The sequence below is a fragment of the Paenalcaligenes sp. DL 309 genome (genome assembly GCF_057475285.1).
On the sequence record NZ_JBYBKW010000001.1, the window covers coordinates 448,592 to 468,881 of the forward strand.

20 protein-coding genes and 3 tRNA genes are annotated in these 20,290 nt (G+C 46.0%); 3 read left to right on the forward strand and 20 right to left on the reverse strand.

Annotated elements, in window-relative coordinates:
- Positions 1–8: 8 nt before the first annotated feature.
- The 17 genes from nuoL to AC2UZJ_RS02180 all read right to left on the reverse strand — a co-directional run bounded on the left by nuoL (position 9) and on the right by AC2UZJ_RS02180 (position 15,768).
- Positions 9–2,012 (reverse strand): NADH-quinone oxidoreductase subunit L, encoded by a 2,004-nt coding sequence (gene nuoL, locus AC2UZJ_RS02100; RefSeq protein ID WP_486948462.1) that lies wholly within the window; start codon positions 2,010–2,012, stop codon positions 9–11.
- A gap of 13 nt (positions 2,013–2,025) precedes the next feature.
- Positions 2,026–2,334: an NADH-quinone oxidoreductase subunit NuoK gene (gene nuoK, locus AC2UZJ_RS02105; protein WP_486948587.1), complete on the reverse strand. Its 309-nt coding sequence runs from the start codon at positions 2,332–2,334 to the stop codon at positions 2,026–2,028.
- 2 nt (positions 2,335–2,336) lie between these two features.
- Complete coding sequence (locus AC2UZJ_RS02110; protein ID WP_486948463.1) at positions 2,337–2,966, reverse strand: NADH-quinone oxidoreductase subunit J; 630 nt, start codon at positions 2,964–2,966, stop codon at positions 2,337–2,339.
- A gap of 18 nt (positions 2,967–2,984) precedes the next feature.
- On the reverse strand, positions 2,985–3,473 hold the full coding sequence (gene nuoI, locus AC2UZJ_RS02115) for an NADH-quinone oxidoreductase subunit NuoI (protein WP_486948464.1): 489 nt from the start codon (positions 3,471–3,473) through the stop codon (positions 2,985–2,987).
- A gap of 16 nt (positions 3,474–3,489) precedes the next feature.
- A complete protein-coding gene (gene nuoH / locus AC2UZJ_RS02120; RefSeq protein ID WP_486948465.1) occupies positions 3,490–4,563 on the reverse strand; it encodes an NADH-quinone oxidoreductase subunit NuoH in 1,074 nt (357 codons plus the stop codon).
- Positions 4,563–6,890 (reverse strand): NADH-quinone oxidoreductase subunit NuoG, encoded by a 2,328-nt coding sequence (gene nuoG / locus AC2UZJ_RS02125; RefSeq protein ID WP_486948466.1) that lies wholly within the window; start codon positions 6,888–6,890, stop codon positions 4,563–4,565. The genes nuoH and nuoG overlap by 1 nt, the downstream gene beginning before the upstream one ends.
- Before the next feature lie 15 nt (positions 6,891–6,905).
- Positions 6,906–8,270 carry an NADH-quinone oxidoreductase subunit NuoF gene (gene nuoF, locus AC2UZJ_RS02130; protein WP_486948467.1) on the reverse strand — a complete coding sequence of 455 codons (1,365 nt, stop codon included), beginning with the start codon at positions 8,268–8,270 and terminating at the stop codon, positions 6,906–6,908.
- A complete protein-coding gene (gene nuoE / locus AC2UZJ_RS02135; protein WP_486948468.1) occupies positions 8,267–8,758 on the reverse strand; it encodes an NADH-quinone oxidoreductase subunit NuoE in 492 nt (163 codons plus the stop codon). Before nuoE ends, nuoF begins: the two co-directional genes overlap by 4 nt.
- A 29-nt stretch (positions 8,759–8,787) precedes the next feature.
- Positions 8,788–10,044 (reverse strand): NADH-quinone oxidoreductase subunit D, encoded by a 1,257-nt coding sequence (locus AC2UZJ_RS02140; protein ID WP_486948469.1) that lies wholly within the window; start codon positions 10,042–10,044, stop codon positions 8,788–8,790.
- A 1-nt stretch (position 10,045) separates the two neighbouring features.
- Positions 10,046–10,657 (reverse strand): NADH-quinone oxidoreductase subunit C, encoded by a 612-nt coding sequence (locus tag AC2UZJ_RS02145; protein ID WP_486948470.1) that lies wholly within the window; start codon positions 10,655–10,657, stop codon positions 10,046–10,048.
- Positions 10,658–10,672: 15 nt separating this feature from the next.
- Complete coding sequence (locus AC2UZJ_RS02150) at positions 10,673–11,149, reverse strand: NuoB/complex I 20 kDa subunit family protein (RefSeq protein WP_486948471.1); 477 nt, start codon at positions 11,147–11,149, stop codon at positions 10,673–10,675.
- Between the two features lie 27 nt (positions 11,150–11,176).
- Positions 11,177–11,536, reverse strand: a complete 360-nt coding sequence (locus tag AC2UZJ_RS02155) for an NADH-quinone oxidoreductase subunit A (RefSeq protein WP_486948472.1) — start codon at positions 11,534–11,536, stop codon at positions 11,177–11,179.
- Between the two features lie 271 nt (positions 11,537–11,807).
- Positions 11,808–12,950: a porin gene (locus AC2UZJ_RS02160; protein WP_486948473.1), complete on the reverse strand. Its 1,143-nt coding sequence runs from the start codon at positions 12,948–12,950 to the stop codon at positions 11,808–11,810.
- A gap of 368 nt (positions 12,951–13,318) precedes the next feature.
- Positions 13,319–13,403 (reverse strand) — tRNA-Leu (locus AC2UZJ_RS02165).
- Between the two features lie 164 nt (positions 13,404–13,567).
- Positions 13,568–13,948 carry a preprotein translocase subunit SecG gene (secG, locus tag AC2UZJ_RS02170; RefSeq protein ID WP_486948474.1) on the reverse strand — a complete coding sequence of 127 codons (381 nt, stop codon included), beginning with the start codon at positions 13,946–13,948 and terminating at the stop codon, positions 13,568–13,570.
- A gap of 17 nt (positions 13,949–13,965) precedes the next feature.
- Positions 13,966–14,706, reverse strand: a complete 741-nt coding sequence (tpiA, locus tag AC2UZJ_RS02175) for a triose-phosphate isomerase (protein ID WP_486948475.1) — start codon at positions 14,704–14,706, stop codon at positions 13,966–13,968.
- 87 nt (positions 14,707–14,793) lie between these two features.
- Positions 14,794–15,768 (reverse strand): NAD(P)H-quinone oxidoreductase, encoded by a 975-nt coding sequence (locus tag AC2UZJ_RS02180; RefSeq protein ID WP_486948588.1) that lies wholly within the window; start codon positions 15,766–15,768, stop codon positions 14,794–14,796.
- Positions 15,769–15,953: 185 nt separating this feature from the next.
- Here AC2UZJ_RS02180 and AC2UZJ_RS02185 point away from each other — a divergent pair.
- Positions 15,954–16,043: transfer RNA gene (locus tag AC2UZJ_RS02185), tRNA-Ser, on the forward strand.
- Between the two features lie 18 nt (positions 16,044–16,061).
- Positions 16,062–16,148, forward strand: a tRNA-Leu gene (locus AC2UZJ_RS02190).
- Positions 16,149–16,228: 80 nt separating this feature from the next.
- Here the strand turns inward: AC2UZJ_RS02190 and pnp are convergent.
- Entirely contained in the window at positions 16,229–18,379 is a 2,151-nt protein-coding gene (pnp, locus tag AC2UZJ_RS02195; RefSeq protein WP_486948476.1) for a polyribonucleotide nucleotidyltransferase, read from the reverse strand.
- A gap of 89 nt (positions 18,380–18,468) precedes the next feature.
- Complete coding sequence (gene rpsO / locus AC2UZJ_RS02200; RefSeq protein ID WP_486948477.1) at positions 18,469–18,738, reverse strand: 30S ribosomal protein S15; 270 nt, start codon at positions 18,736–18,738, stop codon at positions 18,469–18,471.
- Between the two features lie 142 nt (positions 18,739–18,880).
- On the opposite strand from rpsO, the gene AC2UZJ_RS02205 reads away from it, so the two are divergent.
- Positions 18,881–19,384 carry a hypothetical protein gene (locus AC2UZJ_RS02205; RefSeq protein ID WP_486948478.1) on the forward strand — a complete coding sequence of 168 codons (504 nt, stop codon included), beginning with the start codon at positions 18,881–18,883 and terminating at the stop codon, positions 19,382–19,384.
- 28 nt (positions 19,385–19,412) lie between these two features.
- On the opposite strand, the gene pssA is transcribed toward AC2UZJ_RS02205, so the two are convergent.
- Positions 19,413–20,201: a CDP-diacylglycerol--serine O-phosphatidyltransferase gene (pssA, locus tag AC2UZJ_RS02210; protein ID WP_486948479.1), complete on the reverse strand. Its 789-nt coding sequence runs from the start codon at positions 20,199–20,201 to the stop codon at positions 19,413–19,415.
- Positions 20,202–20,290: the final 89 nt, after the last annotated feature.

Here is a 20,290-nt window from a genome sequence, read left to right on the forward strand (position 1 = left end):
GCTTGCCATTATTGAACCGTTAATACGAAAAAGGTTAAGAGCGCCATAATCCCTAGAATCATGGCGAAGGCGTAGTGATAGATGTAACCCGTTTGCAGGCGACGTGCTATAGAGCCAAACCAGCCCACTAAGCGCGCACTGCCGTTAACGATAAGACCATCAATCAGACCTGTGTCTCCGCCTTTCCACAAACCGGTACCTAAGAGACGCACACCACGCGCTATCACCTGCTCATTAAACCAATCTGCGTAGTATTTGTTTTCTAAGATGTTATACACACCAGAGAAGTTACGCTTAATGGCAGCAGGAATATTGGGATTTACTAAATAGAAGTACCAGGTAATTACTACCCCTGCGACCACCAACCAAAATGGAACAGTCACAAAAGCGTGCAAGCCATACTCTACCCAACCTTGCCAACCTTGAGCTAGAACCTGCATTTCTGTGTGCTCAGGCAAGATGGTAATCACACCATTAAAGAAGTCACCAAAGAGTAAAGGATTAACAAACCAAATACCGGCAAAAATAGAAGGAATTGCCAAAAGCACTAAAGGTAAAGTTACTACCCAAGGCGATTCCTTAGGATCACCCTCTAGTCTTTCATGTTCACCCAGTGCCTCAGCGGAAGGATTACGGAAATTTTCTTTACCGTGGAAAACAATGAAATAAACGCGGAAAGAATAAAGCGCGGTAACCAACACGCCAATTAAGGTGGCATATTTAGCAAAAGTTCCACCCCAGACACCCGCTGCAGCGGCCGCAGCGGCGGCTTCAATAATGTGCTCTTTGGAATAAAAACCGGAGAAAAAAGGCACTCCAGCTAAGGCCACAGAACCTATTAAGAAAGTAATCCAAGTGATAGGCATGTACTTACGCAAACCACCCATGGCTCGAATATCTTGGTTGTGATGCATACCAATAATCACCGAACCTGCGCCTAAAAATAGCAATGCTTTAAAGAAAGCATGTGTCATGAGGTGGAAAATAGCTACTGGGTAGGCAGACACCCCTAAGGCAACGGTCATGTACCCCAGTTGGGACAAGGTAGAGTAAGCAATCACGCGCTTGATGTCGTTTTGGATAATACCCAAAATACCTAAGAACAAAGCTCCTACGCCACCTATGACCATGATGAAAGACAATGCGGTATTGGAATGCTCAAAGATGGGTGAAAAACGGGCCACCATAAAAATACCCGCCGTCACCATGGTAGCCGCGTGAATTAAGGCGGAAATAGGAGTGGGGCCTTCCATGGAGTCAGGCAACCAGGAATGCAACGGCACTTGGGCTGATTTACCCATGGCACCAATAAATAAGGCAATAGCCGCTACAGTGAGTAGCTCCCAGTTCGTACCTGGGAAAGTTAACTGCGCTAAGCGATCTACCTGAGCAAAAATCTCACCATAATGCATAGTGCCGGTGTAAGCGTAAATTAAGGCTATACCCAACACAAAACCGAAGTCACCCACCCGGTTTATCAAAAAGGCCTTCATATTTGCAAAGATGGCGGTTTCTTTTTTAAACCAGAAACCAATCAATAAATATGAAACTAATCCCACCGCTTCCCAGCCGAAGAAAAGCTGCAGCATGTTATTCGACATGACCAGCATCAGCATGGAGAAGGTAAACAGTGATATATAAGAGAAGAAACGTTGATAGCCAGGGTCATCTGCCATATAGCCAATGGTATATATATGCACCATTAAGGAGACAGAAGTCACCACCACCATCATTAAGGCAGTCAGGTTGTCAATCAGAAAACCAATCTGCCAAGTGGCTTTACCAATGGTAGCCCAAGTATATACCGGACCATCAAAGGTATGCCCCCCTAGTGTTTGCATCAGCACCATAACGGAGCCAATAAAAGACACCAGCACGGCAAGAATAGTAATAGAATGCGCGCCTTTTTTACACACAAAGCGGCCTAAAAAGCCCGTGCCAAAAAGACCGGCAATTAGCGCCCCGGCTAAGGGGGCTAATGCGATAAGTAAATATAGACCTGTTGATTTCATGTTTGCTGTCCCATCAACCCTTGAGCTCGTCAAGTTTTTCAACGTTAATGGTATTAAGGTTGCGGAACAACAGCACCAAAATAGCCAAACCAATGGCTGCCTCAGCAGCAGCAACGGTTAACACGAAGAAAACAAAGACCTGTCCTGCCGTATCCCCAAACCATGTGGAAAAGGCAACGAAGTTCATGTTGGCGGAAAGCAAAATAAGCTCCACCGACATCAACAAAATAATCAGGTTACGACGATTTAAAAAGAAGCCAAACATACCGATGGTAAACAGAATGGCACCCAGTACTAAATAATGAGCAAGACTAAGTGTCATCATTATTTATCTCCTGCTGCAGTTGTACTTGTCTTATCATTGGCTTCAGTGGAAGACTCCATTTTTACTATACGTAAGCGATCAGAGGATTGCACTTTCACTTGATCTGACGAAATGGTATGTATCACATCTGAGCGTTTACGTAAGGTAAGTGCAATGGCAGCAATCATGCCCACTAATAAGATCACGCCACCCACTTCTACCGCTAAGAGGTAATCGGTGTACATCATGGTACCTAGCGCCATGGTGTTGTTGTAACCCTCTGCGGGCACTACGGCTGGCCCAGCGTCTACCCAAGCCCGCATCAGCACAAAAGCCATCTCAAGCACCATCACACCACCGACGGTAAGACCTAAGGGTAAATAGGTTTTTAAGCCATCGCGCAAAGACGGCATGCGCGTATCAAGCAGCATGATGACGAATAAAAACATCACCATCACCGCTCCTACATAAACAATAATTAGTAGTAAAGATAAAAACTCAGCTCCCATGGTCATCCAAATCATCGCTGCTGTAAAAAACGATAAAATAAGATGAAGCGCTGCCACAATGGGGCTCACCGCTGTTACCACACGGAAAGCCGCAATCACGAGCACTAAAGCCAAGACATAAAACAGTATCGAAGTAAACATTAGGATCTGCCCTCAGTCTTAACGGTAGGGAGCATCGGCTGCGCGACGCTCGGCGATTTCAGATTCATAACGATCGCCTACCGCCAATAACATATCTTTGGTGTAGTAGAGATCACCGCGTTTTTCACCGTGGTAGTCGTGTATATGTGTTTCCACAATTGAATCTACCGGACAGCTTTCCTCACAGAATCCACAGAAAATACATTTAGCTAAGTCAATATCGTAGCGTGTGGTGCGACGGGTGCCATCTTCACGCTCGTGCGATTCAATAGAAATCGCCAAAGCTGGACACACCGCTTCGCACAACTTACAGGCAATACAGCGTTCTTCACCGTTAGGGTATCTACGCAAAGCATGTAAGCCTCGAAATCGAGGGGATGTAGGAGTTTTTTCATAAGGATAACGCAGCGTAATCTTGCGACGGAAAAAATATCTTCCCGTCAGACGCATCCCTTTGAGCATCTCCGACAGCATTAAACTGCCAAAAAAATCTTTAATTGCTTCCATAATTTGCCTCTGTGCCTTAATGCCAGATATTCCATGGCGTTTGCATCCAAACGGCCACCACGACTAGCCAAACACCAGTCAAAGGAATGAAGACCTTCCAACCTAAGCGCATGATTTGGTCATAGCGATAACGGGGAAATGTGGCGCGGAACCAAATAAACATTGATACCACCACAAAGGTTTTCAAACCTAACCACAACCAGCCAGGTATCCACGTAAAGGGAGCAAAGTCAATAATGGGGAGCCAACCGCCTAAGAACATCACTGATGCCAAGGCAGAGAGCATGATCATATTGGCATACTCACCTAAAAAGAACAGTGCAAAACCCATGCCTGAGTATTCCACCATGGGGCCACCCACAATCTCAGACTCGCCTTCTACCATGTCAAACGGGTGACGGTTTGTTTCAGCCACCGCAGAAATTACATAAATGATAAATAAAGGAAATAAGGGTAACCAGTTCCATGATAAGAAGTTCAACCCCTTATCAGCAAACATGCCGGTGTCTTGTCCGGTCACAATACCACTTAGATTAAAAGTGCCTGACACCAGTAAAACGGTGACTAAAATAAAGCCAATGGCCAACTCATAAGACAACACCTGAGCCGCTGCCCGTAAACCACCTAACAAGGCGTATTTAGAGTTAGAGGCCCAACCCGCTACCACCACCCCATAAACCCCTAAGGAAGCAATAGCTAATACATAAAGTAAACCAGCGTTAACATCTGCCAACACCAGCTCAGGACCAAAAGGAATAACCGCCCAGGCGGCTAATGCCGGCATTAGCGTCACTACCGGTGCCAAGATGAACAACACCTTATTGGCCTTAGTAGGCACAATCACTTCTTTAGTGAGCAGTTTAAATACATCAGCAAAGGGCTGCAGCAAACCTCTATAGCCCACTCGATTTGGACCTAAACGTACGTGCATAAAACCAATCATCTTGCGTTCCCAATACGTTAAATAGGCAACACAAATAATAATTGGTAAAGCAATACAGACAATCTTAATTAATGTCCAAACCACATACCACGCCGTAGGCCCAATCAGATCTGAACCAAAGCTTTGAATAGTAGATAGCAAATCCATTACACGCGCTCCACAGTCAGTTGACCAAAGGCGCTGCCTAGCGCAGCCGTTTCAGCAAATGCCGTTGCCACTCGCACACTTTGTGCGGCCACGGTATCATCAAGCTCAGCCGTTAAGTGCACTTCACCTTGTGCCGATTTCACTCGTACCTGATCACCATCCACCAGTTTTAACTGACTTAAGGTTTCAGCGTTCATACGAGCTGTTGGCAACACGCTAGCTGGCGTTTGCTGTAATGGCTCAGAGCGGCGGGTGATGGCATCAGAACGATAAATAGGTACATCGGCAACGCGCTCAAGACCGGATCCAACCGGAGTGAGAACAGGTTTTGCTGTAATTTCATTAGACAAGCGATTGCTAATGTCTGCACTAAGCACCGTATCGCGCACCGCTTCTGAGCTTTCTTCATCAAAACCTTCAAGCTCAAATAAATTACCTAGTACGCGCAGTACTTTCCAGGCCGGCCGTGAGTCTGCCACTGGGGCTGCCACCCCTTTGAAGCTTTGCACGCGCCCTTCTGCGTTAACAAAAGAACCTGAGGTTTCAGTAAAAGGCGCCACAGGCAACATCACATCTGCCCAGTCTTCAGCTGCTGATTTATAGGAGGTAAGCGCCACTGTTAAAGTAGAACCCTTTAAAGCTTCTACCGCATGCTGCGCTAAGTCACTATCTAATGCAGGCTCTACATTCAACACAAAATAAGCACGTAAAGATTGTGACAGCATTTGCTCGGCGGTTAAACCACCCTCTTTAGGAGTCGCACCTGCCAAATAACCACCTACAGTATTGGCACCAGCCGTGAGGAAGCCCAGTTTAGCGCCTAAGACTTCAGCCAAAGCGGAGGCATTTGCCATAATGCTGCTGGCTTGATCGGAAGACACCGCCATATTACCGAGAAACACTGCAACCTTTTCACCGGCGGCTAAACTTTGCGCAATGACGTGAGCAGGCCCAGTCGGTTGCACCGAGTTAAATTCAGCAATAGGTGTTTGGTTTTTATTTTGGGCTGCCGCTACTGCCACCTCAGCCACTGCATTGGCAATTTGGCTAGGTGCTACGGTCATACGCCCCGCAATCTGGTCAAAGAGTGGGTTATCGGCTGCAGAATCAATGAAGGATACTTGCGTGCCGTGCTTAATGGCTTGACGTAAACGCTGCGCCATTAAGGGATGATCTTTACGCAGGAAAGAGCCGATAATCACTACACGATCCAACTGATTTAGCTCAGCTATGGGCATACCTAACCATGGCGTGCCGGCTAACGACTGATCAAAGCGTGCATCGGTTTGACGTAAACGGAAATCGATATTTTCTGAGCCTAGCTCACGGGTTAAACGAGCTAATAATGCTAACTCTTCAACCGTAGCTTGCGGACTAGCTATAGAGCCGATTTGATCATGACCGAATTTTTCCTGGATGGACTTTACCCCATGCACCACCATTTGCAGCGCATCGTTCCAAGAGGCTTCACGCCATGAGCCGTCGTTTTCACGAATCATAGGGTGCTCTAAGCGATCTTCATATAGACCTAAGTAAGAAAAGCGATCACGGTCACTAATCCAGCACTCGTTAACCTCTTCGTTCTCAAAAGGCACCACACGTACAGCTTCGTCGCGTCTAGTGTGTACGATGAGGTTTGCGCCTAAGCTATCGTGTGGGCTAACGGTACGTCTACGTCCTAATTCCCAAGAACGTGCTTGGAAATGGAACGGTTTTGACAGTAAAGCACCTACCGGACAGACATCAATCATATTGCCTGATAACTCAGACTCCACGGCCCGCCCTACGAAAGTGGTGATTTCCGAGTGTTCACCACGCCCAATCATACCCACTTCTTGGATGCCAGCAATCTCTTCGCCCGTACGTATACAACGCGTACAATGAATACAACGCTGCATGGCTTCGGTAGAAATAAGTGGCCCCATGGATTTAGCCTTCACTACGCGTTTTTCTTCTTGGTAGCGCGAGCTAGATGCACCATAACCCACAGCCAAATCTTGGAGCTGACACTCACCACCCTGATCACATACTGGGCAATCTAGCGGGTGATTAATGAGTAAAAACTCCATCACATCTTTTTGAGCAGCGATGGCTTTTTCCGAACGGGTGCTTACAATCATGCCATTAGTGACAGGAGTCGCACACGCTGGTAAGGGTTTGGGAGCTTTTTCTACGTCTACTAAGCACATGCGGCAGTTAGCGGCAATACTTAGCTTTTTGTGATAACAGAAATGCGGCACATAGACCCCAGCTTCGTGGGCAGCTTGGATGACCATGCTGCCCTCAGGGGCTTCGAGTTTGATGCCGTCGATGGTGAGTTCTACCATTAGTTTGTCCTGAGCCTACAAATATTGGGGCACCACGCAGCTTTTATGCTCGATGTGGTGTGCGAACTCGTCGCGGAAATGCTTAACAAAGCTGATTACGGGTAAAGCGGCGGCATCACCAAGCGCACAAATAGTGCGCCCCATGATGTTATTGGCTATCTCATCGAGCATAGTGAGGTCTTCAATACGACCTTCACCGTGTTCGATACGATGTACCATGCGCCATAACCAACCCGTACCTTCGCGACAGGGAGTACATTGACCACAACTTTCGTGGTAATAAAAATAGGACAAACGCAGTAAGGATTTAACCATGCAACGCGTTTCGTCCATAACAATTACGGCACCAGAGCCAAGCATAGAGCCCGCTTTAGCAATGGAGTCATAATCCATATTGGTTTGCATCATGATGTCTGCAGGTACCACGGGCGCACTAGAGCCCCCTGGAATAACCGCTTTGAGCTTATGCCCATTACGTACTCCGCCAGCCAATTCTAAAAGTTTAGAAAAAGGTGTACCCATAGGCACTTCGTAATTACCGGGTAGCTCTACATCGCCCGATACCGAATAGATTTTTGTACCGCCCGCATTGGGCACACCTACGTCTAGGTATTCTTTACCGCTATGACGCAGAATCCAAGGAACAGCCGCAAAGGTCTCGGTGTTGTTGATGGTAGTAGGTTTACCATACAAGCCGTACCCTGCAGGGAAAGGAGGCTTAAAACGAGGATTACCTCTTTTGCCTTCTAAAGATTCCAGCAGTGCGGTTTCTTCGCCACAAATATAGGCACCATAACCATGGAAGGCATGAAGCTGAAAATTAAAGCCAGAGCCTAAGATGTTATCACCCAGATAACCGGCTTTACGTGCTTGCTCTAAAGCCTCTTCAAAGCGTGTATACACTTCAAAAATCTCACCGTGGATGTAGTTATAACCTACATCAATTCCCATGGCATAGGCCGCGATGGCCATACCTTCAATCACAGAGTGAGGGTTAAAGCGCAGTATGTCTCTGTCTTTAAAGGTGCCGGGCTCACCTTCGTCTGAATTACAGACTAAGTATTTTTGACCGGGTAAGCCGCGGGGCATAAAGCTCCATTTCAACCCACTAGGGAAGCCCGCACCACCCCTGCCTCGTAAGGCGGAAGTTTTTACTTCAGCAATCACATCATCTGGTGTCATGCCCGTAGTTAAAATACGGCGCAAGCCTTCATATCCGCCGCGGGCTACGTAACCATCCAAATCCCAGTTATTACCATCTAAACCCGCTAAGATTTGTGGATCTAAATGACGGCCATGAAAAATCATACTACGCGATAAATCATTACCCGGATTGGGGTCTAGGCCTTCAGATAAGCGTTTAAGCACATCTAAACTCATGCTGACTCTCCGTCTTTAAGGGCTTCAAGCATGGCATCAATACGCTCAGGCTCCATACGTACACACATATGGTGATTATTTACTAGCATGAGGGGTGAGTCACCACAGGAGCCTAAACACTCACACTCCTCAATGGAGAACAAGCCGTCAGGCGTGGTTTCACCGTAATCGATACCGAGTTTATCTTTAAGGTACTGACCAGACTTAACCCCATTACGAAGCGCACAGGGTAAATTGGTACAGACTGAAATCATGTACTTACCCACGGGTTCTAAGTGATACATATCGTAGAAAGTGGCTATTTCTTGCACCATCACAGATGGCAGACCTAAATAATTCGCCACATCTTCAATAACTTCCGCAGACACCCATCCCTTTTCCTCTTGGGCAATGGTGAGTGATGCCATAATGGCCGAGCGTTTTTGCTCAGGTGGAAATTTTGTTAACTCTTGGTCAATGCGTTGATAGGCTTTTTCGGAAAGCAGCATAGTTTGATTCCGTTATATGTAATGCCGCCTTAGCGGTCAATCTCGCCAAAAACAATGTCTTGGGTCCCGATAATGGTCACCGCATCCGCCAACATATGGCCACGGGACATTTCATCTAAGGATTGAAGGTGCACAAAACCTGGGGCACGAATTTTCATGCGGTAGGGCTTATTACCTCCATCAGACACCAAATAAATACCGAACTCCCCTTTGGGGTGCTCAATTCCTGCGTACGCTTCACCCGCCGGTACATGCATTCCTTCAGAAAACAACTTGAAATGGTGAATTAAATCTTCCATTCCTTCTTTCATTTTCTCTCTTTTTGGTGGAGCCACTTTGTGATTATCCGTAATCACAGGACCGCCGGGATTAGCTCTAAGCCAGGTCACACACTGCTTAATAATACGCGTGCTTTCACGCATTTCGGCAATACGCACCAAATAACGGTCGTAACAATCACCGTTAGTACCTACAGGAATATCAAAATCCATGCGATCATACACAGCGTAAGGCTGTTTTTTACGTACGTCCCACTCCACGCCAGAGCCACGTAACATAGGGCCTGTAAAGCCTAAGGCCATGGCACGCTCGGGGGTAACTATACCCACATCCACTAAGCGCTGTTTCCAGATACGGTTATCAGTGAGTAGCGTTTCGTACTCATCAATACAAGCAGGAAAACGATTAGCGAAGTCTTCAATAAAATCTAACAAAGAGCCTGAACGGGCTTCGTTCATCTGACGCAATTCTTTTTCACTGCGATATTTATTACCTTGGTACTGTGCCATGGTATCAGGCAAATCACGATACACGCCGCCAGGACGGTAATACGCTGCATGCAAACGTGCACCAGATACCGCCTCATACATATCCATTAAGTCTTCACGCTCACGGAAAGCATACAAAAACACAGCCATGGCCCCCACATCTAAAGCGTGAGAACCCACCGACATGAGATGATTAGATAGTCGCGTAATTTCATCAAACATCACACGTATGTATTCAGCGCGCTCAGGCACTTCAATGCCTAATAGCTTTTCTGTGGCTAAACAATAAGCATGCTCATTACACATCATGGACACATAATCTAAGCGATCCATATAAGGCAATGTTTGCAAGTATGTGCGGTGCTCAGCGAGTTTTTCTGTAGCTCGGTGCAATAAGCCAATATGCGGATCTGCCCGCTGTATGACTTCACCATCCATCTCTAAGACCAATCGCAATACGCCGTGCGCTGCCGGGTGCTGCGGGCCAAAGTTAATTGAGTAATTTTGAATTTCAGCCATCTTAATGCCCTATTCCATATTTATCTTCACGTACCACTCGCGGTGTGATCTCACGTGGCTCAATGGTAACCGGCTGATAAACAACACGTTTTTGCTCTGGATCATAACGCATTTCCACATAACCAGAAATGGGAAAATCTTTGCGAAAGGGATGACCTATAAAACCGTAATCAGTCAAAATACGACGTAAGTCGGGATGACCTTCAAACACAATACCGTAGAGATCAAAGGCTTCACGCTCAAACCAATTAACCGTAGGCCAAGTGGTGAATAGTGTGGGAAGAGTGGGATACTCATCATCGGGCAAAAATACACGTACACGCATGCGCCAATTATGAGTTAAAGAAAGTAGATGGATTACTACAGCAAAACGTTGAGGGAATTTTTTATGGGCTTCAGGATAAGTGGGTGCACCCCAAGCGGAGTAATCAATACCGCATAAATCAATACAGGTTTCAAAACGCAATAACTCATGATCGCGTAATGTGGTGCAAGCCTCAAGCCATTTATCTGCTGAAACCTCTAGGGTCACTTCCCCTAAGGCAGTAGTGAGTGCTGCCTCACTACCAAACACCGTTTGCAAATTTGTTTGTAGCGTTTCAAGCCGTGTCATAGTTACCTCTTAAGCTCAACGGGCAATGGTATTAGTTAAACGGATTTTGTTTTGCATTTGCAACAACCCATAAACTAAAGCTTCAGCCGTTGGAGGACAGCCCGGCACATAAATATCAACGGGCACAATGCGGTCACAACCGCGTACTACGGAATACGAATAATGGTAATAGCCACCACCGTTTGCACAGGACCCCATGGAAACCACCCAACGCGGCTCTGCCATTTGATCATAAACTTTACGTAAGGCAGGCGCCATTTTATTACATAAGGTACCTGCTACGATCATTAAATCAGATTGACGTGGGCTGGGACGGAAAATAATGCCGAATTGGTCTAAATCATAACGTGCCGCACCGGCGTGCATCATCTCAACTGCACAACAAGCCAACCCGAAGGTCATGGGCCAGAGCGAACCTGTTTTAGCCCAATTAAGAAACTTGTCTGCATTGGTAGTAACAAAACCTTCTTTTAGAATGCCATCGATAGCCATATGTATGCCTTTAAAGCGTTTAAGCTATTACTCCCAATCGAGAGCGCCTTTTTTCCATTCGTAAATGAATCCTACCGTTAGAATCAGCAGGAACACCATTACGGTCCAGAAACCTACTATGCCTACTGCTCCCTGCGCCATAGCCCATGGGAACAAAAAAGCAATTTCTAAATCAAACATAATGAAAAGAATAGCGATGAGGTAGTAACGTATATCAACTTTCATGCGGGAATCGCCAAAAGTCTCAAAACCACACTCGTAGGAAGAAAGCTTTTCATCGTAAGGGCGGTTAGGGCCTAGAATGCGGCCTGCAGCTAATAAGGCAAAGCCAATCAGCGTTGCTACGATGATGAAAAGTAATACGGGAAAATAATTTTGCAGATTCATGCAAACACCCACTCACAAGTGAATAAACTCTTAAATTATAACATCTTACATAAGGTTTTTAAGTGTAAACCCCATACAACTATAACTTATGTCTTATATAAGTCTATATGGCGCACCTACTCTAGCGATGACTGCCATATACCCTTTTATAAATGTACGTACTGTGTACAATTTATTTTAAGCACAAAAAAAGCCACTCCGTAGAGTGGCTTTTTCTTCTTAAAAGCCAGCGAACTAGCTCTAACTAAACGTAGTAATCTACGCTAAGTTATTAGAAGCGGTGTGTTACACCAACACCAGCCAAAGTGGACTTCTGGCTATCAATAAAGTTTACGTTGTTAGCATAAGAACCAATGGCGTAAACGTCTGTGCGCTTAGACAAAGGATGCACATAACCTAAGCTATATGTGTGTTGTTTTTTTCTGTCGATACCTTGGCCACGTAGATCTGTAGGCAATTTGCTGAGGTCAGCCATTTGCCAGCCAGCCATTAATGTACCAGCACCGATAGGAGCACTTACACCAGCTACGTAAGAGTTGATACGTAGACCTTTAGCACCAGTGAAGGAACCTACGCCAGGTAGAGCATCAGCTGCTTGGTAATTTTGCATTGCAAACATACCATCACGAGTCTGACCACCACCTAGGTGTAATTTAACAACTTCAAAGTCATAGCTGAATGCTGCAGCCCATGCTTTAACTGTGGTGTCATCACCAATAATGTTGTTACGGCTCTTGAACTGATCGTAGGATAACGCTGCACCGATAGGACCGTTGTCGTAGCGTAAACCTGTGGTTACAGCGTGCTGGTCAGTTTTAACTTTCTCACCAGTTACGCGGTCTTTATCTACACCGGCTTGTCCGCCATTCACGTTAAAAGAATAACCTACACCAAACTGGAAACCAGAGAAGTTAGGTGTTTGGTACATAACCATGTTGTCGTAGCGGGCTGTGTTCGCTGCAGATAGAACCGCACCTACGTTGGCTTGTAAATAGCTGCTACCGAAAGGGCTAGCAATGTTACCGATGTACTTGGATGCAATGTTTGTTTGACGACCTAGGTCAACTTGACCCCAGCTATCACCAGCCAAACCTAAAGTGGCTTGACGGCCAAATAGACGATCATTGTCTTTGTTAGATTGAGCTTGAGTACCATCACCTAGATTGAAACCGCTCTCTAGTGTGAACACAGCACGTAGACCGTTACCTAGATCTTCAGAACCTTTTAGGCCCCAACGGTTACCGTACTGAACACCGTCAATTAGACCTGTGCGAGTATTTTGAAAATTGTCGTTTTTGGTTTTTTGGTAGCCAATACCACCGTCAACGATACCGTATAGTGTTACAGATGTTTCTGCCTGAGCGATGCCAGCAAAACCGGCCATCAGAGCAGCAGCGAGCAGAGTCTTTTTCATTTGTGAAATCTCCGTGGATTTTTGAGTAAATCAGAGCAGCCAAATAATATCTTATGTGCTACTGCTCTTTCTAACTCCGCAATGGGAAGTTGATGCTATTGCAGCAAAATTTTGCAGCGCTGGCTACGTTTAAGCGTAAAACTCTAAGATATCTGTGATTATTCGTTGCTTTAATGCAACAACCCATACTTATAAGGGCATATTCACAAATTTTTAGTTTTAGCTAAACACACATAAAACCAACTACAAAACTTGTCATTTCATGCATCTCTTCGACCACAGCGGCTGAAGTGTTAATTCTATTTAAGCCTGCATTGGCCTAAACAATCAAGTATTAAAAAACCGAGACTAGCTCGGTTTTAAAATTTTGGTGCCGACGGCGAGAATCGAACTCGCATAGCTTTCGCCACTACCACCTCAAGATAGCGTGTCTACCAATTCCACCACGTCGGCAATATTTAATGCAGCGCACTAAATACCGAAGAATCAAATCATAGCACAGCAATTTTAAAAGTAATAATAAGGGCTAAAAAACCACATAAAGCACGCTTATTTCGTTGTGATAGCACAACACCTCTTATAAACTGCTCCTAGGACTTAAAGGCCATTTGTGCAACCTACTCTACAGGCACCACAGGCACAGAAGGCACACTGGCATCTTTCTCAGCCTGTTGTTCAGGCGCAACAGAACTAGGTGCAGATCCAGGAATAATCGATTCGAAGCCCTGCATAATGCTTTGCTCAGCCTCAATAGGATCCGGTTGATAGTTAACCCAAGCTAAAGCGCCAGTGGCAGAAAAGAACACCACTGCAGCCCATTTTGTCATGCGTGACAAAAAGTTTGCCGCGCCAGCAGCACCAAACACACTACCTGAAGAACCAGCGCCAAAAGCAGAGCCCATTTCTGAGCCTTTACCTTGCTGCAATAAAACCAAACCAATAATAGACAATGCTGCAATCACTTGCACTGCATGTAATGCGGTATTTAACCATTCCATGAAAACGCTCCGAGCCGCTATGCGGCTACTATAGATAAAAAGTCGGCGGCTTTAAGTGAGGCTCCGCCCACTAAAGCACCATCAATGTCGGGCATAGCAAATAACTCTGCCGCATTTGTGGCATTTACACTACCACCATATAAAACTCGCACACTGGCTGCCTGATGCTGAGTTAATAAAGCTCTAATATAAGCGTGCACAGCCTGCGCTTGCTCAGGGCTTGCGCTTTTACCTGTGCCTATGGCCCAAACTGGCTCATAAGCAATCACAATACGTGATAATAACGCAGCATCTAGACCCAGGAGGGATTCTAATTGTTGAGAAATCACCGCTTCTGTTTGCCCTGCCGTGTGCTCTTCTTCGGTTTCACCCACACATACTACTGGAGTCATGCCTGCATCCAAAGCCGCCCGTGTTTTAGCTAACACATCGGCATTACTTTCACCATACAGGGCGCGACGCTCTGAATGCCCTACTAAAACCCACTCACAGCCAAAATCTTGCAACATGGCAACTGACACTTCGCCTGTAAACGCACCGTGTGGATTTGCATTTACATTCTGTGCTCCCCACTGCATAGCGCTTGTTTTTAAGCTTTCTTGCACCTGTGCCAAATAAGGATGTGGCACACACACAACAACATCGCTATGTGCATGCGCTTGGCTTAGGCCGCTAATAAGATGCTCAAGTAACTGCTGATTTGATGCTAGCGAACCATGCATCTTCCAGTTACCTATTACCAACCGTTGTTTAGTCATAGTAAAAATCAATTGTAGGGTTTAAGCCACAAATCTAGATTTGCGACTACTAAACCATGCATTGTAGCTTGCCATTGAGCGAAATGCCTACACAGTAAGGATGATTTTACCTATTTGTGCTCCACTTTCCATTAAGGCATGGGCTTGATCGGCATTAGCAAGAGGATAAGTAGCATGCACTATTGGTTTTACTTGGGCACTTTCTAATAGAGGCCAAACGTGCTGTTGTAGTTTAGTGGCAACTTCTGCTTTAAATACATTAGAACGAGGACGCAAGGTAGAGCCGGTGATCGTTAAACGCCTACTTAGAATATGCCCCGCGTTTACCTCAGCCTTAGCGCCTCCCAAGAGAGCAATAATCACAATACGACCGTCATCAGCTAAGCAGCGTATATTACGGTTTACATATCCTCCGGCCACCATATCTAAAATAACATCTACGCCTCTGCCGGCGGTTTGCTCTTTCACCACTTCTTCAAATTTTTGAGTTTTGTAATTAATACCTATAGCGCCTAAAGCATTAACAGCAGCCACACGTTCGTCTGATCCCACCGTGGCAAACACGTTGTGCCCCTGAGCCACAGCTAGCTGAATCGCCGTAGTCCCAATACCACTAGCACCGCCATGCACCAATAGCGTTTCTTCTTCTTTAAGCTGACCTCTTAGCCAAACATTACTATAAACAGTGAAAAACGTTTCTGGAATTCCCGCTGCGGTTATTAAATCCATTCCTTTTGGTACAGGCAAGCATTGCCCAATTTCAGCCACTACATATTCAGCATAGCCACCACCGGCCACTAAGGCACACACCTCGCTGCCCATTTCAAAAGATGTGCCAACAGTATCTCCTGCCACAATCACGCCCGCCACCTCCAGCCCCGGCAAGTCTGAGGCGCCAGCTGGCGGCGGATAATGGCCTTTACGTTGAAAAACGTCGGGACGATTAACACCCGCTGCTCTTACCTTTATTAAAACCTGCCCTGCTTTAGGCACAGGCATGGGACGTTGCACCGGCAACAACACGTCAGGTCCACCGGGTTTACTAATCTCTATTGCCAGCATCGTTTGATCCATCTTCTTTCCCTCAATGTCTTAGTCGTCTTAATTGTTTTGGTTTTAAAGTTTTAAATATAGATTCATTGTATATATCATTTTGTAGTATTTATGCTGCTTTATCGCTACAAGTGAAATAATGCGTGACAAATGAAAAAAGTTAGGTTATAGTTATGTCTTTGGTGGCTCAGCTAGGAAGCGTGCCAGAGTGGTTGAATGGACTGGTCTTGAAAACCAGCGATGGGGTAACTCATCCGTGAGTTCGAATCTCACCGCTTCCGCCAACCACACCAAAAGAATTCGCATCCATGGCGGAATAGGTAGACGCAAGGGACTTAAAATCCCTCGAACGCAAGTTCGTCCCGGTTCGATTCCGGGTGGATGCACCAAAATACAAAACCCTGCAAGGTTTTAAATCTTGCAGGGTTTTTTATTGAGGATCGGGCATGGCCCGACCCCTACGGGGGGATTATTCCTCTGTGGATTTGGCTTCGGGGGCCTGAGGACCGCCTTGGGCTTCAATACCGCCAATGGCCTTCATTGATAAGCGTAAACGACCTTTGTCATCCGCTTCTATAACTTTCACACGTACCGTTTGACCAACTGAAACCACATCATTGATGTTATTAATGCGGTAGTTAGCAATTTCAGAAATGTGTAACAGACCATCTTTGCCCGGTAGGACTTGAACAATAGCACCAAAGTCTAATACGCGAACGATTGGACCTTCGTACTCTTGACCCACTTCCACTTCAGCAGTGAGCTCTTTAATACGACGCTCAGCCTCTTGAGCTTTATCTAAGTCTGCGCTAGAAATAGTGATCAAACCATCATCACCAATATCAATCTGAGTACCGGTTTCTTCGGTAAGAGTACGGATTGTGGCGCCGCCTTTACCAATGACATCACGGATTTTGTCAGGATTGATTTTTACTGTCAGCATACGTGGAGCAAAAGCAGAAAGCTCTGTGCGTGAACCATCTAAGGCGTCTTGCATGCGACCTAGAATATGCATACGGCCTTCTTTGGCTTGGGCCAAAGCTACCTGCATGATTTCAGTGGTAATACCTTGGATTTTGATATCCATCTGCAAAGCAGTTACGCCATCTTTGGTGCCCGCTACTTTGAAATCCATATCACCCAGGTGATCTTCATCACCTAAGATATCAGTCAATACAGCAAACTTACCACCATCTTTGATTAAACCCATGGCTACACCTGCCACGTGATCCGTCAGAGGCACACCCGCATCCATCATGGCCAAAGAAGCACCACACACAGAAGCCATAGAAGACGAACCGTTGGATTCGGTAATTTCAGACACTACGCGTAAGGAGTATTGGAACTCTTCAGCCGCAGGCAATAATGGGGTTAAAGCGCGTTTAGCAAGCATACCGTGACCAATTTCACGGCGTCTGGGAGCACCAAAACGACCCGTCTCACCTGTGCTAAATGGGGGGAAGTTATAGTGCATCATAAAGCGGTCACGTGACTCACCTAAAACCGAATCAAGGATTTGCTCATCTTGACGTGTACCTAAGGTGGTGACCACTAAGGCTTGCGTTTCACCACGAGTAAACAACGCACTACCGTGGGCACGTGGCAACACGCCTAAACGAATCTCAATAGGACGTACGGTGCGTGTATCACGGCCATCAATGCGTGGCTCACCACTTAAGATTTGACCACGTACAATTTCACTTTCTAGATCAAATAACACATCCGCAATAGCGACTTTTTCAGGTACCTCTGTACCCGCAGACTCCGCAGCGGCAGTTAGCGTTTCATTTACCTTCTCATAAACATTTTTTAAGGCATCAGTACGCGCTTGCTTTTGACGGATTTGATAGGCGGCTTTCAGGTCTTCTAAACCAGCAGCTTTAACGGCAGCAATAAATGTCTCGTCAGTAGGTGCAGGCTGCCAATCCCACTCCGGCTTACCCGCTTCTTCTACCAGCTCATTAATCGCATTAATCGCGGCTTGCATTTGCTCATGACCATATGCAATCGCACCTAACATAACCTCTTCAGACAACTGTTTAGCCTCTGACTCAACCATGAGCACGGCCGCCTCAGTACCAGCCACCACTAAATCCAAAGCCGACTCCTCAAGCTGCGTGGCTGAAGGATTTAAAATGTAATCCCCATCAGCGTAACCAATACGCGCTGCACCCACTGGCCCATTAAATGGAATACCCGAAATAGCTAAGGCAGCCGAAGCACCGATTAGCGCAGGAATATCAGGATTAATTTCGGGGTTTACAGACAACACATGAATGATGATCTGTACTTCGTTATAAAAACCCTCAGGAAATAAAGGACGTAACGGGCGGTCAATGAGACGAGCCGTTAAGGTCTCGCGGTCTGAAGGCTTACCCTCACGCTTGAAAAAACCTCCGGGTATACGACCCGCTGCATAGGTTTTTTCTACATAATCTACAGTAAGAGGGAAAAAATCTTGGCCGCTTTTAGCGGTTTTGGCGCCAACCACAGTGGCGAGAATAACGGTGTCTTCTATAGAGACCAATACAGCACCGGACGCTTGGCGAGCAATCTCACCTGTTTCGATTACAACTTGATGCTGTCCGTATTGGAATGACTTTGTCACTTTGTTGAACATTAGGATATATCCTTACAATAAAAAAGCCGCGCACATGCGAAGCGAAGTTCGCACTATGCACGGCTGTATCGCGGGGCAAAGCCCGTGAATCACTTACGTAGACCGAGCTTTTCAATGAGGTCGCTGTAAGCGCCTGGTTTACGATCTTTTAGGTAGTCAAGCAACTTACGACGACGACTAACCATACGCAATAAACCACGACGTGAGTGATGATCTTTTTTGTGGCTCTTGAAGTGATCTGTAAGCGTATTAATGCGTGCAGTTAATAGCGCAACTTGAACTTCAGGAGAACCTGTATCGCCTTTGGTGCGTTGAAACTGTTCAACGACTTCGGCTTTATTAATGTTTGAACCAGACATGTATAACCTCAAAAAACAAGCGACAGGGCTGAGTGTGCCCTGACGTGCAATAACAATAAACAGCACCGCTAAAAGCAGTGCTAAGATATAGATTATAACGGATTTCAAACAAAAAGCCGATTGATTTTTAAAAGGAGCCCACATGCTGCGTATTTTAACCTTAAGCGCTGTGAGTCTGTTTGCTCTAAATGCCTGCACAACCCTTAGCGATATGCCAACGGGCACTCCTCTTACGGAATTAGAACAAAAGTTCGGCCGCCCCACTGTAAGCTGCCCAGCACAAAATCCAACTCGCTTTGTTTGGTCTATGCAACCGATGGGTCAACGAGCGTGGGGGGTAGACATAAACGCGCAACAGCAACTTACCGAAGCGCATCAAGTGCTAGACGATAAGCACTTTGCATTACTTAGCGAAGGCATCTGGGATAAAGAAAGAGTTTGGTGCTATTTTGGCCCACCTGCTGAGAAAGACATTACTCCTTATAGAGGCATCAAAATGCGAGTGTGGTCTTATAGGTACAAACAAAGTGGAGCTTGGGATAGTATGATGTATGTGTACTTTGATGAGCAAAACATCGTTAGGCATCACCACCCAGGACCAGACCCCTTGGCCACTAGAGACGGCAAACTTCTCCATATATTTTAACTGGTGGTGCCCCCACATTAGGCCAGGTTTAATCTCGCGCTTTACGCTGTTGATTTAGGCGCCTAGCTTTGCGCCAGCGCCAGCCCATAATCACCCACCCAGATAAGCCATAAATAACGAAAAGCCCAAACAGTACAATGGGTGGATCACTAGAAACAAACACAAAAAGTAAAACAAAAAGCAACATAACCCAAAACGGTACACTGCGTCCTAAAGCAAATGATTTTCCACTGTAAAAAGGCGCATTAGACACCATAGCCACACCAGCGTATATAGTTAATACAAAGGCACACCACGCCATAGGGCCATCAGCAATACGCAGTTTATTATCTACTGCTAACCACACAAAGCCAGCAATGAGCGCCGCTGCAGCAGGGCTTGGTAAGCCTTGAAAAAAGCGTTTATCTACCACCGCAATATTTGTATTAAAACGCGCCAAACGTAAGGCCGCACCTACTACAAATACAAAAGCCGCCAACCAGCCCCAGCGCCCTAAATCTTGTAAAGCCCATACATACATCACAAAAGCCGGCGCCACCCCAAAAGAAATAATATCTGCCATGGAGTCATACTGCTCCCCAAAAGCTGACTGCGTATTAGTGAGACGCGCCACGCGGCCATCCATGCCGTCAAACACCATAGCCAAGAAAATAGCAATGGCTGCTACCTCAAATCGGCCATTCATGGCTTGGACTACGGCGTAAAAGCCAGCAAATAAATTGGCCGTAGTAAAGGCATTAGGTAATAAATAAATACCTTTATTACGTTTATCGTCTTTTTCAGCAGAAGGAAGTCTTGGCATAGCACCCCATTTCATAAAATGTATATACCCTAAGCATAACTCAAAAAAAAATCTCTGACACATGCACAGCACGTATCAGAGATATTATTGATGACTAAGCACCG

What these genes read in the sequence shown, in the direction of transcription:
- nuoG (WP_486948466.1), bottom strand. Translation starts at nt 6,890, where the DNA reads ATGGTAGAACTCACCATCGACGGCATCAAACTCGAAGCCCCTGAGGGC.
- pnp (WP_486948476.1), bottom strand. Translation starts at nt 18,379, where the DNA reads ATGTTCAACAAAGTGACAAAGTCATTCCAATACGGACAGCATCAAGTT.
- nuoF (WP_486948467.1), bottom strand. Translation starts at nt 8,270, where the DNA reads ATGAGTTTAGATGTGCTTAAACGCTTATCTGAAGGCCTAGACCCCAAT.
- secG (WP_486948474.1), bottom strand. Translation starts at nt 13,948, where the DNA reads ATGGAATGGTTAAATACCGCATTACATGCAGTGCAAGTGATTGCAGCA.
- nuoH (WP_486948465.1), bottom strand. Translation starts at nt 4,563, where the DNA reads ATGGATTTGCTATCTACTATTCAAAGCTTTGGTTCAGATCTGATTGGG.
- AC2UZJ_RS02205 (WP_486948478.1), top strand. Translation starts at nt 18,881, where the DNA reads ATGCTGCGTATTTTAACCTTAAGCGCTGTGAGTCTGTTTGCTCTAAAT.
- nuoI (WP_486948464.1), bottom strand. Translation starts at nt 3,473, where the DNA reads ATGGAAGCAATTAAAGATTTTTTTGGCAGTTTAATGCTGTCGGAGATG.
- AC2UZJ_RS02155 (WP_486948472.1), bottom strand. Translation starts at nt 11,536, where the DNA reads ATGAATCTGCAAAATTATTTTCCCGTATTACTTTTCATCATCGTAGCA.
- nuoK (WP_486948587.1), bottom strand. Translation starts at nt 2,334, where the DNA reads ATGACACTTAGTCTTGCTCATTATTTAGTACTGGGTGCCATTCTGTTT.
- pssA (WP_486948479.1), bottom strand. Translation starts at nt 20,201, where the DNA reads ATGAAATGGGGTGCTATGCCAAGACTTCCTTCTGCTGAAAAAGACGAT.
- AC2UZJ_RS02180 (WP_486948588.1), bottom strand. Translation starts at nt 15,768, where the DNA reads ATGCTGGCAATAGAGATTAGTAAACCCGGTGGACCTGACGTGTTGTTG.
- nuoE (WP_486948468.1), bottom strand. Translation starts at nt 8,758, where the DNA reads ATGCTGCTTTCCGAAAAAGCCTATCAACGCATTGACCAAGAGTTAACA.
- AC2UZJ_RS02140 (WP_486948469.1), bottom strand. Translation starts at nt 10,044, where the DNA reads ATGGCTGAAATTCAAAATTACTCAATTAACTTTGGCCCGCAGCACCCG.
- AC2UZJ_RS02110 (WP_486948463.1), bottom strand. Translation starts at nt 2,966, where the DNA reads ATGTTTACTTCGATACTGTTTTATGTCTTGGCTTTAGTGCTCGTGATT.
- rpsO (WP_486948477.1), bottom strand. Translation starts at nt 18,738, where the DNA reads ATGTCTGGTTCAAACATTAATAAAGCCGAAGTCGTTGAACAGTTTCAA.
- AC2UZJ_RS02150 (WP_486948471.1), bottom strand. Translation starts at nt 11,149, where the DNA reads ATGGCTATCGATGGCATTCTAAAAGAAGGTTTTGTTACTACCAATGCA.
- AC2UZJ_RS02145 (WP_486948470.1), bottom strand. Translation starts at nt 10,657, where the DNA reads ATGACACGGCTTGAAACGCTACAAACAAATTTGCAAACGGTGTTTGGT.
- tpiA (WP_486948475.1), bottom strand. Translation starts at nt 14,706, where the DNA reads ATGACTAAACAACGGTTGGTAATAGGTAACTGGAAGATGCATGGTTCG.
- AC2UZJ_RS02160 (WP_486948473.1), bottom strand. Translation starts at nt 12,950, where the DNA reads ATGAAAAAGACTCTGCTCGCTGCTGCTCTGATGGCCGGTTTTGCTGGC.
- nuoL (WP_486948462.1), bottom strand. Translation starts at nt 2,012, where the DNA reads ATGAAATCAACAGGTCTATATTTACTTATCGCATTAGCCCCCTTAGCC.